This window comes from Novipirellula sp., from assembly GCF_041583735.1.
Classification (GTDB): Bacteria; Planctomycetota; Planctomycetia; order Pirellulales; family Pirellulaceae; genus Novipirellula.
In genome coordinates this window covers 1-12,295 of sequence record NZ_JBFHFD010000228.1, presented here as the reverse complement: position 1 = coordinate 12,295, position 12,295 = coordinate 1, and the positions used below count along the sequence as shown (strand labels likewise).

Below are 12,295 nucleotides of genomic sequence, written 5' to 3'. Positions count from 1 at the left end.
GTTCGCAAGCGACCGCTCCAGCAGGGTCGACCGACTGGATTCTCAATTCAAACGCCGTCTTCGGTGGTAATGACCAGCCGATCGTGATCCAGCGAGCCGACGCGATCCAGCGGCTCGGCGAAAAGCCGGTTGGGTCGTGGTCGCCCAGTTTGTCGGGCCACAGGTTCGCTAGTTCTTCACGGATATCCTCTGGCAGACTGACCACGGTTTGATGTGAAAAGTGAGCCATCGACTGCCGCCCCGCGTTGAACTCAGGTCGCTCGTCGGCGTTGGCATCGAGCTTGTTGTCCTGGAAATCGCTGGCCATCGCCGCTGGGCAGACGACGACGGCGTGGTCGGTCTTTACAACCCGAAACTCAAACGGCAATGACGCTGAATCAAGTAGTCTCGATAAAACTTTTTCGACAGCTTCTTTGTCATCGCAGGGCGCGATGATGCATACGCCGCCTTGCAGTAGCACACGGCCGGGAACGGTTAAATACAAGTCAGTTACGCCAGCGTCGCGTAACGTGCTTGTCAAGCCTTCGGCCAGAGCTACCAGCGGTGATTCTCCGGGGCCGCCGAACTGCGACATAAGTTGCTTGGTCGCTGGAACGTCGATCTGCGTCAGATCCAGATGTGCTGCTAGGATTGTGTCATGCATCACCGCGCCAGCTAGAAAACCTTTTTGCGAAGCAACAGAATTTTCCTGGGCCGTGGAAGTGAGCGGCAGCGTCGTGAATAGTACGACTGCGATCCATTTTGGATTGAACATGAAAATGGGTTCCTTGACGGGGGGAGATGTTTGGTGCGATCAACCGATGGGGGACAACACGCGGGCGAGTGTGCCTATGAACGAAGCAGTTCCAACAGGATGGTGGCGTTGGGATCCGACGAGTACGCCGGTTCGGAAATCAGCTTGGCACGCGTCGCGGTTTCTCGTTCGTACCCAAACGCTTGCTGCGTCAACGGATCAGGCCAAGCGGGCAGATGGGTAAGCTCTTCGAGCGATTTCGGAAACTCGCCATGCGCGGATGCGTAGTTGCGGATCGCTTCGATGGTTGCCAGGCGAGCAATCGTTTGACGCGTCCGCAGTCCAGCCTGGTTCGCTGCCTTGATGGCTGGCATCAGCATGCCCGTGGCCATGGCAGCTAAGTTTATCGTTGCCGTGCCAGCACGCGTGTTGGATTCCAAACTTGCTTCGGATCGATCGATATAAGTCATCCGAATCGGTCCAGGCAGGAACATCCACTTGGCAAAGTCATCTTGGATTCGAGTGATCTGTTGGGCGGTCGCACGCACGACCGCTTCGCTGGGGCTCATTGCTTGCACGTCTTCTTTGTCCATCCCGCTTGCGATCAACTCGGCTCGCGACGGTTCGGTCAGCGCGATCATCAGTGCGCCAGCGATCAAACGAGCGGAGACATCACCGTTACCAAATTCCGAGCCGCCCAGCGATTGCATGTCTTTGACCGCTTGTGTCAATCGGCTTCGCCAGACGGCGGGTTCGACATCATCGGCCGGCAAATCGGACAGTCCGGGAAACACACGCGAGGTGATCGATACTTCAAACTTCAATGCCTCGTCCATTTCGGCGATCGAATCCGGCAACGTTGCAAGCGCCCAGTAAACATTCGGGCTGTCCTGCAGCTGCATCAGCTCTTCGACTTGGTTTAACATGATGCCGCTGATCGCCACGCCCACCAATCGCGAGATCAATAGGTCCGACGCGTTGCCGGTGGCTTCGCCCATACGGAAACCGACCCGGATGGAACGAATCGCGTCCTCCGTGCGTCCTTCGGCGAGCGCCAGACGGGTTTCGAGCACCAGTAATCGAGCTAGCTGACGCATGTGCTCAAATTCGGGCAGCAGCAGCTGAATGGTTTCCAGGCCTCGCAGGTCGTCGATGCCCAATTCGTAATGGGAGTCACGCATCCGCATCGCGCGATGAAGCTCCGACAACACGTTTTGCTGACTGTCGAGATATTTCGCGACTTCCTGCTTGGGCAACTCGTCCAGCGAACCTTCCATCCACTGGTCATAGTTTTTGAAGAACGGATCCTCCGCACCAGCGGAACGATTCTTCTCCAGCGACATGATCGTGGCACGCTGGAAAGGAACAAAGGTATTGCCGGCGACCATTTCGAAACGGTCCGGCCAAAATCGAATCTTTAGTGCTGGAACCGGTTCGGCAGCGGGATGAATTTTCAAAACCTTCGGTGCGATCTTCGCCGCGTTGGGGGCGGAGGGATCCGTTGATGCCGATGCCGCGGGAGTTTTGTAATCAAGCGGTTGCACTTGTGCCACGGCGGACAGCGGTGTTAGCGAACCCATGCAGCCGATCCATGCGAATAACGTCAATGTTCTAGCGTTCATGATTGGAACCATGTTTCCCAGGTGTGCAAAGATTTTCGAGACGGCAATGAGGGCAGATGATAGGGCCCGGAGTCCTCATGGCGGATTTTCAGAGACTCAAGTTTGGTAGCGTCCTGTGCCGGATTCGCAGGATTAGGCGGCGAGGTGATCGCCGCAGGAGACTGTTCCAACCAAGCCATCATGTCTGCCGAAGGTGGACGCGACGTCAACACCACTGCGTTACTCGCAGAAGCGTCCGAGGATGGTTCAAACGGCGATGGTACTCCGATCAGCCAGCTGGCAAAAATTGACGGTCCTGATTTGGTCGCAACGTTTCGCTTGCGAGGCTGATCCTTCGGTGGCTCCGGTGGATCGCTCGGGGCTATCGGCACTGATTCTGCTGTGACGACCGATTCGTTGCTGGGGGCCGCTTGATGGGACTCATGTTCGGCTACGACGACGCCCCGATGGGGATCCTTGAACTTTGAATGGCCCAGCCGATAAGAAACGGGGCCCACCAGGATCGCTGTGACGCAGGCCGCCATCGCTAACTGCAGCCATTGTCGACGCGTGGTGGTGTCCGAGGTGGAGCGACTTGCCTGTCCGGCAGCGAACCCGCAGCGGTACATCATCGTCGAGGCATCGGTTTGGACCGAGGCGGGAACTAACGCAGAAAGCTGTTGTTCAAAATTCGATTTGTCGTTCATCGCATCATCTCATTTGGTCTTGGTTGGCGCGAGCTTGCAATTGCATCAACGCGTTTTGGTAGCGACGGTTTGCGGTTGCTGCGGACAACCCGATGACGTCGGCAATTTGGCGAAACGTCAGCCCACCCCACAGGTGCATCACAATCACTTCGCGATCGGCGGCGTCAAGTTCTTCTAGCCACTCGGTAACATGCTGGCCGTCGAGTTGCTGGTCTTGGTATTCACTGGGCTGGACGAACCAGCAGCGATGGCGGGCGGCCACCTGTTCCCTGGCTGCACGCCGCTGTTTTCCCCGTTTGACTTGTAGGATTTCATTGCGTGTGGTTCGCACCAGCCACGCCAGCGGCTCGTCGGGCAGCGTCGACTGCTGGGCCAACGCCACAAAGGCTTCCTGCACCGCATCTTCGGCTGGTTCACCGACGGCGCGGGCGATCATCAGCAAGCGATTGGCATGCTGTTGCCACAGCTCGGAAAGGGTTTCCGCATCGATCACGCATGCTCTCGGGTTGGGACGAACTCGGAAGTGAAGTCGATCGACGTGTCAATCACGCCCTCTTCAATACAACAAGGATGCCGCCAGCCGTCCCCTGTTTCAAAGAATTTGCGGCTTATTTTAGTCCGGAAGCAGTTTTGATGAGCCATGCGGGCGTCTCGGCGTACCCGGACGTCGGTCGTCGTCGCGAAAATTAACTCGGCACTGGCAGCACAGCTGGGGGGGATGGGTTAAACTTTTCAAAAACACTGATTTTCGTGACAGGTATCGGGCGACGAGCGCCTTGATAGGAGAAAGAGTTCCGCCTGATTGGCCCCATCATTTGAAGTGGGATAGAAATCCGGGGGGCAAAAATCGAGGTGTCTGCATGTCAAAATCCAAACATTCCAAGATTGACGACTCGCTGTTAAGGCGATTTGCTGAGGGGCGGCTCGATTCCGCGTCCGAGATGAAAGTCGCTTTGGCGATCGAAAAATCGCCGGAACTGCAGGCCCGAATGGCGACGCTCTCTGGCGATGGTTTTTTGGATCGCGTCAAGCAAATCGCGGCGTCCAGTCGGATGGCCGAGTTGATGGCGATGCAGCATAAAGCAGCAGCGAGCATCGAATCGCCCTCGCCAAATTCGATTGCCGGGGTCCCTCAAGAGTTGGTCGAATCGACCGATTATCAAGTCTTAAAAGAGCTTGGGCGTGGCGGCATGGGCGTGGTTTACGCGGCGAAGTACCTGCCGATGGATCGCATGGAGGTATTGAAAGTCCTCAACGAGCGTCTGGTCAAAAATGAATCGGCTAAGCAGCGATTTATCAGTGAGATGAAGGCGATTGGGAAGCTCAACCATCCCTTCATCGCCACGGCCTACCAACGGGTTGTCTTGCCGACGCAACTGGTCTTCTCGATGGAGTATGTGCCGGGCATTGACTTGCACAAATTCGTCCAGAAATACAACCCGGTGCCAATTCCTGTTGCATGCACTCTGGCCAGTCAAATTGCAACCGCACTTCAGCATGCCCATTCCAGAAAGATGGTGCATCGCGATATCAAACCATCCAATGTGATGGTTTACAAGGAAGATGGCAAACTGCAGATCAAGATCCTCGACTTCGGGCTTGCTAAGGCCACGAGTGAACAGCAAAGCGAAGGATTGACTGCGGATGGAACGATGCTCGGAACACCTGAGTATATGGCGCCGGAACAAGCCCTTGATGCTGCGAGCGCTGACATCCGTGCGGACATCTATAGCCTCGGATGCACTCTGTATCATTTACTGATGGGCAAACCGCCTTTTACCGGAACGTATCAAAGTGTGTTGATGTCGCACGCTCAGAAAGAAGCAGACTACATCAGTTTTGAGCGACTGGATGTTCCCGTAGAGTTGTCCGAAGTTGTCGCCAAGATGATGGCGAAGGATCCGGTCAAACGCTACCAAACGCCCCTTGCGGTTGCCGAGGCGTTAAAACCTTATATCGGATCGGCCAAGCTGCGGGAGGCAGCGGACAAGGCGTCCACAAAGGTAGATACCAAGCTGAATCTGGCGTCGCCCAGTCGTGATACCTCGGTCGAAATTCCGCCAAAGTCCCTCGCCCCTGCATCGTTAAGCGAGCCCGAGCCGGATCTCGCGATCAGCATCGCCAATCTCAAGGTGGACGACCACAAAATAGGCCAACAACCAAAAGCAAAGACAACCGGAAAATGGGGTGGGCGAAAGAAGCCGCCTTACTTCTTCGGCGTTGCCGGAGCGTTCTTCGCATCGTTTGTTCTTTGGGCCATAGTCATCAGCATCAAGACACCAAACGGGACCTTGGTCTTAGAAAACCTGCCGGAGGATGCGGAAGTGCGGGTTGATGGCAGTCAAATCGAGATTGCAACCGATGGGATGAATATTTCCGCGAGCACGTCGGTTTCCGCGGGCAAGCACGAAGTCGTTGTTACAACCAAGGGGGTCACGGTCCATGGTGAAACCGTATCGATCGATGCCGGGCATGAGAAACGAATCGTGATCCGGCCTGTCGTGAAGGTAAAGCCCGGCTCCGATGTGTCGGTGAGCGAGAAGCAATTCGAGAGCGTGGCGGTCCCCCTTTTTAACGGCATCGATCTTACGGGGTGGAGCGGAGATCCAAAACATTGGCGAGTCGAAAACGGCGTTGTGATTGGCGAAAGAGGCAGCAACTCAGGCGTTCAGCCAACCTACCTTGTTAGCGATTCGCAGTACGGTGATTTTGATCTCGAGTGCAAAATAAAACTTACAGGTCAAACTGCGAATAGCGGACTGTTTTTTCGTAGTCTTTTGATGAACCGAAAGTCGTTTTTAGTGAGTGGCCCGCAATACAACATGATTGCAGACGATTGGGGGTTGTTGATGATTCAGGGGTCACGTGAAGGAGGTCTGAAGGGACGTAAACTTCAGCATGCCGACGCTGCGCTGATTAGTCGTATTGTTAGAGTTAATGATTTCAACCGGGTTCGCATCCGATGCATTGCCAAGCGAGTTACGATCTCGTTGAATGAGACAACGATCATTGACGGAGAATTCAGGGAGATCCCCGACCAAGGGATTATTGCTTGGCAGTTATGGACCGAGCCAAATTTTGAAGTCCATATCAAGGACGCATTCATTCGAGATCTTTCGGGAACTGCCCCACCAGCAATACGGTCGGATGCCGAAAAGGTGTCGGACTCCTCTTTGAAAATCGCGGACACCTTTTTGAAACCCGTTCATGTTTTGGAGGGGCACAAGGCGCGCGTCATGAGCGTGGCATTCACGCCCGACGGAACTCAGTTGGCCTCGGGGAGCAATGGAAACTGCATCAAAGACGGGTACAAGCATTGTGGCCCCGACAACAGTGTGCGTATTTGGAGGGTCGATTCGGGCAAACAAATTCGCCACTTCGACTTTACGCGTCCCAGAATCTTCGGTGTGCAACAATTGTGTCTTTCACGAGATGGCCAATACGTCGTCGCATGTGGATGTTGGGACCATCCCCATTCTTGGATGAACTCGACGGTCTATCTTTGGAAAATCGACACGGGTGAATCACGAAATACGTTTAAAATTCGTGGACAAGTGTTCCTGAAGGACGTGACCTTTTCTGACGACAATTCGACCTTTTCGGTTGCGACTGGAAACCACCAGATCCTCACTTGGAATAATGCGAACCAACCATCGTCGATGGAAGATGTTCCGGTTGCAGAGGTGGCGGTGAAATCGGCCGCCGATGCACCCCTCGATCAAAAGAAACACTTTCCCATCGGCTTTTCGCCGGACGGACGTTTTTTGGTTGGTGGCGACACGTCAGGAGATGTCTTGCTTTGGGAGACGCACACTGGCGCCGAATTCGCAAAGCTCTCGGGGCACTTGAAACCGCTGATCACTGCGACGCTTTCGCCCGACGGCAGGTATCTGTTGACCAGTGCCCATGACTACTCCATGCGTTTATGGGAATTGGAAACGCGACGCGAAGTGCTGTTGGTTAGCGGGCTGGACAGCAAGGTGACATGCGTGGCATTTTCACCCAGCGGCGCGGCTATCGTGGCAGGCTCTGAAGACGGCAGTGTTGCCATCTACGATACCCAGGCCGGACAATCGTGGATTCGCTTCGAGGGGCACAAGGGGCGAGTCAACAGTGTGGCGTTTTCTCCAAACGGTGATCGGGTGGCGTCCGGTGGTAACGATACAAAAGTCTTTCTCTGGCGTGTGCCTGACGAGATGGCCGAAACCGTCTCCAACCCAAGCGTCGCCGCTCCGGTGCCAGCTGTTGAAGAAGAAACGAACGAGACCGAAACGCCAGTGCCTGAGCCCATGGCGATGGAGGCCGCTTCGGAAGAGACGATCAAGGCCTCCGATTCCGCTTTGATGTCGGACACCGGGGCCCCAGCGGATGCTTCCGCAAACCTTTCCGAGCGGATCGAGCCGGGGATGATTTGGCGAAGCAGTGACTCAAGGGTCGAACTATTGATCCTGGATCGGAATCACGACCAGTTTCGTGGTCGAATGGCGATTGGGCCGCAGATTATTCGTGAGGTTCGGGGAACGGTCAAAGGGAATTCGCTCTTTTGGTTGGCCAAAGATGTCCATGGCCTGGGGAACTCAAGGCCGGGAGGAGACAATTTTGGGACCATTCGGCAAGATTCCGAGGGGCTCGTAATGGATTTCCAGTGGAAAGGCTCCGATGGATCATCGGGCTCCTTTACCCTACATCCCGCTGGGATGGTCAAGCCAGCGTACCGCTCTTTCCGATTGGGGAATCGCTATTTCAAGGTGATTGAAAATCAACTTAGTTGGCACGAGGCGCGCGATGAATGCACTCGTCTAGGAGGGACGTTGGCAAAAGTTGACTCCGCTGAGGTGTATGCACATGTATTCCAATTGTCACAAAAGGCGGGAGCGAGCGAAGTTTGGATTGGTGCTACCGATGAAGCGAGTGAGGGTTCTTGGCGATGGCTCGACGGAACGGCGGTTTCGTTCTCGCGGTGGGGACCGACCCAGCCAAACAACAAGCAAGGTGCGGAACATTATGCACTGCTAATTGTTAGGGCAAACAATTCTAACTTGGTCGGCACGTGGAGCGACCAGCCCAACCAAAGCACCCAGCACACACCAAGTTTCGTTTGTGAATGGCAAGTCGGTCGCGATTAGCTTGTGATCGTAGGAACAAACCACATGGATACAACGTCGCTCAGCCTTATGGACCGCCTCGCCGCGAACGGCCATGACCGTGATTGGCAGCGACTGCTGCTGGTGTACCGCCCATTCATCGAAAGTGTCGTGCGGAGCTATCCTGCGCTGCAATCGCAGGCGGATGATATCACGCAAGAAGTCATGATGGTGCTGATGCGCGAGCTGCCTCGTTTTCAACGCCAGCGTGCTGGGTCATTCCGCTCATGGCTTCGCGGCATCACCGTCAACCAACTGCGGATTGCGCTGCGGAAGTCGGAAAAGTTCAAGCAAGCCGACGAGCAGGCACAGATGGTTGAGGACCAAGTCAACGAGCTGAATGACCCGGCCAGCATCGCGTCGCAAAAGTGGGATGAAGAACATGATCGGGCGGTCTTGGAGCGGATCATTCAAGTCGTTCGAAGCGACTTTAAAGACATCACTTGGCAGGCATTTGAGCGTTATGCGATCCACAATCAACCGCCCATGCTGGTTGCCGAAGAACTAGGGCTCTCCCTGAATTCCGTCTTGTTAGCAAAATCTCGCGTGTTGCGGCGGATGCGAGAAGAAGCAGCGGGGTTGATTGATGAATGAGGCCTATGTGCGAGACGGGATACTCGGAAAACATCGTCGCCACGACTCGCTGCTGTTGGTGGCGATTTTAGAGTCCGACCCACATGCGGCTCAGGCTGCGATGCAGGTGCCGCCGGATTCATTTCTACTGAAATTGCGGCAACACTTTTATTCTCAAAGTACGACCATTTCTATGAATGACGAACCTCCTCCAGTGACTCAGTTGGAATCGGACGAAGAGGTCCGCCGTGTGCAGGCGGAATTACGCAAATCAGCCACCACCAAGAAGCCAACGGGGAAAGAACCTGCAGAGCAGCCTTATCGTCCTACCAGCCGGGCGGCTGTGGTGGCATTGGTTGCATGTGATGATGGCAAGGATACCGGAGAGCTGTTTCGGATTCGTGGTCATCAGTTTCTAATCGGTCGCAGTGAAGGGGATTTTCAGTTACCGCACGATGAAATGGTTTCGTCGCGGCATGCGGCAATCACCCGACAACACGTTGGTGGCAAGCCTCGAGTGGTGGTGACCGATCTGCAGAGTCGCAACGGTCTGTTTGTGCGGGTGACCAAGGCGCCTTTGGTTCACAAAGCCGAGGTCCTGATCGGCGGGGGACACTATCGTCTTGATATTATTCAGGACATGGTGCCCGAGACCGCTGAAATGGCGGGGCAACTCGATGGTCGACCTGCCGGAACCCGAGCACTGGAGGGGCAACACTCACCGGGCAGCGTGGTGTTCTCGGAGATCGTCGCAGGACGTGCGGAAACGAAAATCAAATTAGACGCCAACGAGTACATGATTGGGCGTGACAGCGATTGCGAAATTCGACGTCCCAATGACCCGTTTGCTGCAGCAAAGCACGCCTTATTGACTCGCAGTGACCGCGGAACCTGGGTGATCGAAAACCGGCACACACTCAACGGGATTTGGTTAAGGATGCCACAAATTGTCATTGGCGAAGGAAAGTCTTGTGAGTTTCGAATTGGTGAGCAGCGGTTTCGGTTGAAATTTGGAAGCAAAAAATGAGATTGCATGTCGAGCACGGCGATGGATCGCTGCAAGTTTTCGATTTTAAACCCGGCAATCTGCGATTGGGGCGACACCCTGAATGTGAAGTTCGGTTCGACAACGCGCGATATCCGAAGGTCTCTTCATTTCACGCCGAGCTTCAACCAAACGGTGACCATTGGATTCTTCGCCCGCTCAGCCAATCCAATCGCACGTTGCACAACAACGAGCCGATCGACGTTCCCTCGCGAATTGCCGCAGGTGATCGAATTCGCTTGGGGTTCACCGGACCGATCATTCAAGTGATCAGCCTAGCCAACGGAGATGCCACGCCCGCTGGAACCATGCTGGCGGACGAAGCGAATGACATCCTCGAAGAACTTCGCTCGTTGACGACGCTGAACATTGAAAATGGCGGAGTCATTGGCCGCGATGCTTCGCAGGCCGACTTTGTGTTGGATCATCCCCATGTATCACGGGCCCATTGTCTGATTACAACGAGCGGTGACCAAGTCGTGGTCAAGGACCTCGGCGGGGTCAATGGAACGTTCGTCAATGGGCATCGCATCTCGCAGCCCACGTTACTGAATCCCGGCGACTCGCTCGACATTGGCCCGTTCTTGTTGGAGCTGCGTGGTCACCGTTTGATCGGACGATCACGATGTAACAATGTCCAACTGGTTGCCGAACGACTTGGTTTTGTTGTTGGCTCTGAGGTAAAAGACCAACCCACTCGGTTGCTAGATGATATTGAATTGGTCATCAATCCGGGTGAGTTTGTCTGCATTCTCGGTCCCAGCGGTTCCGGTAAATCGACATTGCTTCGTGCGTTGTCCGGTCGGACGATTCCGAGTGAAGGAGAAGTTTGCATTAACGGACGCAATCTGCATGAAAACTTTGCCGCCTTGAAATCGGACTTGAGCGTGATTCCGCAAACGATCTCGTTACACGATACGCTTTCGGTCGAGCAGTCGCTGTACTATTCCGCGGCACTGCGGCTTGCTCCCGATCTCGGTCCCGCCGAGCTCGCCAAGTCGGTTGATTCAGGTTTGGCTACCGTGGGGATGACGCAAAGAAGGTCTGTCAAAATTTCGCAATTAAGCGGCGGCCAATTGAAACGCATCGGGTTGGCCAGCGAATTGATTTCAGATCCAAGTTTGCTGTTCTTAGACGAAGTCACCTCGGGACTCGACGAACAGTCGGACCTTGAAATGATGCAGCTGTTTCGCAAGCTTGCCGACGCTCGCAAAACGTTGGTCTGTGTCACCCATAACTTAGGTCACGTTGCAGAGTACTGTACCCATGTTGCGGTGCTGACCAAAGGTGGTCGTTTGGCGTTTTATGGCGAGCCGACGGAGGCCATTGATTACTTCAAAGTGCGGCGTTTGTCCGAAGTCTACAAAGTACTCGAAAAGCGATCGCCCGAATTGTGGGCAAAGACGTACGTACAAAGTTCGTGCTATCGAAAACATGTCGTTAATCGCAAGCCTGCGATGCAAAAGAAAGTGTCACAGGCAGCTAGCGTCGGGATTCCAGCAATCCAGACCGTAGCGACTTGGGGGCGACAATTGGTCACGATCTTGAAGCGTACTGCTTCGGTTGCAGCGAGTGACAAGGTGGCGTTAGCAACCTTAATTGGCCAACCAGTCTTGGTGGGACTGCTGCTTTGTCTCGTGTTTGGAAGGTTCGGGGATCTATCCAGCGGCAATTCGATCGAGCGATTGGCAACGACTCAGAATCTGCTTTTCTTGCTGAATGTCAGTTGCTTTTGGCTCGGGTGTAACACGAGTGTTAAGGAGCTGGTGAAGGAGCGGGCGATCTACATCCGGGAACGTAATTTCAATCTCATTCCCGAGGCTTACTTCGCTGCCAAACTAGTGTTTTTTGCGGTGATCGCGGTACTGCAAGTACTGCTGCTGGGGATCATTGTCTTCGCATGGTTTGATCCCCCAGGAAACGTGCTAGGAATGTTGGGGACGCTTTGTTTGCTGGCCCTCGCCGGCTCCGCGCTGGGGCAATCCATTTCCGCATTGTCCAAGTCCGAGGAAACGGCAATCGCGGTGGTTCCGATGGCGGTGATCCCACAAATCATCTTGGGTGGTGTGGTGGCGTCGCTTTCAGGTGCGTCAGCGTGGTTTGGGAAAACGCTTGCGACGGTTTTTTGGGGCCAGCACTTGCTCATTCAGCGATTACCAGAAACAGAGCAAATTGAACGCGAGTTTCAACCGACTGATTTCGACGCCCTCTTGGTCGTCGGGATGCATATGACCGTGTTCCTGATTGCCGCCTGGATTGGCGTTCGGCGGACTGACCGTCACTCATGATCGCGGGTAGCCACGCTTCGGTAGGACGCGGCAACGAATTTGATTTTTCTCTGACAGCAATCTCCGCCAAGTGTTTCGGATTTCGTCGATCGTTCTCGCCGCTAGGGTTGTGAATGGTCTCCGGCGACTTCATTTTTGCTGCTGCCGACTCGTTCGATGTCGGCGATGTTTTGCAGCGTCGTTTCAGCGATGCACTGCAATGCT

Annotated in this window: 8 protein-coding genes; 4 read left to right on the top strand and 4 right to left on the bottom strand. The window is 54.7% G+C overall.

The window, feature by feature from the left end; translation table 11 throughout:
• The 4 genes from ABX962_RS17500 to ABX962_RS17485 all read right to left on the bottom strand — a co-directional run.
• Nucleotides 1–754 (bottom strand): hypothetical protein (locus ABX962_RS17500; RefSeq protein WP_372721328.1); only part of this gene is annotated, 754 nt, incomplete at its 3' end.
• Nucleotides 755–828: 74 nt separating this feature from the next.
• On the bottom strand, nucleotides 829–2,355 hold the full coding sequence (locus tag ABX962_RS17495) for a hypothetical protein (RefSeq protein WP_372721327.1): 1,527 nt from the start codon (nucleotides 2,353–2,355) through the stop codon (nucleotides 829–831).
• A complete protein-coding gene (locus ABX962_RS17490) occupies nucleotides 2,352–3,041 on the bottom strand; it encodes a hypothetical protein (protein ID WP_372721326.1) in 690 nt (229 codons plus the stop codon). Before ABX962_RS17490 ends, ABX962_RS17495 begins: the two co-directional genes overlap by 4 nt.
• 4 nt (nucleotides 3,042–3,045) lie before the next feature.
• Nucleotides 3,046–3,534 (bottom strand): RNA polymerase sigma factor, encoded by a 489-nt coding sequence (locus tag ABX962_RS17485; RefSeq protein ID WP_372721325.1) that lies wholly within the window; start codon nucleotides 3,532–3,534, stop codon nucleotides 3,046–3,048.
• Nucleotides 3,535–3,901: 367 nt separating this feature from the next.
• On the opposite strand from ABX962_RS17485, the gene ABX962_RS17480 reads away from it, so the two are divergent.
• Genes ABX962_RS17480 through ABX962_RS17465 form a run of 4 tightly spaced genes read left to right on the top strand, consistent with a single transcriptional unit; the run spans nucleotide 3,902 to nucleotide 12,091 of the window.
• Nucleotides 3,902–8,167: a protein kinase gene (locus ABX962_RS17480; RefSeq protein ID WP_372721324.1), complete on the top strand. Its 4,266-nt coding sequence runs from the start codon at nucleotides 3,902–3,904 to the stop codon at nucleotides 8,165–8,167.
• Nucleotides 8,168–8,191: 24 nt separating this feature from the next.
• On the top strand, nucleotides 8,192–8,779 hold the full coding sequence (locus tag ABX962_RS17475; protein ID WP_372721323.1) for a sigma-70 family RNA polymerase sigma factor: 588 nt from the start codon (nucleotides 8,192–8,194) through the stop codon (nucleotides 8,777–8,779).
• Nucleotides 8,772–9,785, top strand: a complete 1,014-nt coding sequence (locus ABX962_RS17470; protein WP_372721322.1) for an FHA domain-containing protein — start codon at nucleotides 8,772–8,774, stop codon at nucleotides 9,783–9,785. The genes ABX962_RS17475 and ABX962_RS17470 overlap by 8 nt, the downstream gene beginning before the upstream one ends.
• A complete protein-coding gene (locus ABX962_RS17465; RefSeq protein ID WP_372721321.1) occupies nucleotides 9,782–12,091 on the top strand; it encodes an FHA domain-containing protein in 2,310 nt (769 codons plus the stop codon). The genes ABX962_RS17470 and ABX962_RS17465 overlap by 4 nt, the downstream gene beginning before the upstream one ends.
• Nucleotides 12,092–12,295 lie beyond the last annotated feature (204 nt).

Excerpts from the sequence above, each read along its gene's own strand:
- ABX962_RS17495 (WP_372721327.1), bottom strand. The coding sequence starts at position 2,355 with ATGAACGCTAGAACATTGACGTTATTCGCATGGATCGGCTGCATGGGT.
- ABX962_RS17490 (WP_372721326.1), bottom strand. The coding sequence starts at position 3,041 with ATGAACGACAAATCGAATTTTGAACAACAGCTTTCTGCGTTAGTTCCC.
- ABX962_RS17480 (WP_372721324.1), top strand. The coding sequence starts at position 3,902 with ATGTCAAAATCCAAACATTCCAAGATTGACGACTCGCTGTTAAGGCGA.
- ABX962_RS17475 (WP_372721323.1), top strand. The coding sequence starts at position 8,192 with ATGGATACAACGTCGCTCAGCCTTATGGACCGCCTCGCCGCGAACGGC.
- ABX962_RS17470 (WP_372721322.1), top strand. The coding sequence starts at position 8,772 with ATGAATGAGGCCTATGTGCGAGACGGGATACTCGGAAAACATCGTCGC.
- ABX962_RS17465 (WP_372721321.1), top strand. The coding sequence starts at position 9,782 with ATGAGATTGCATGTCGAGCACGGCGATGGATCGCTGCAAGTTTTCGAT.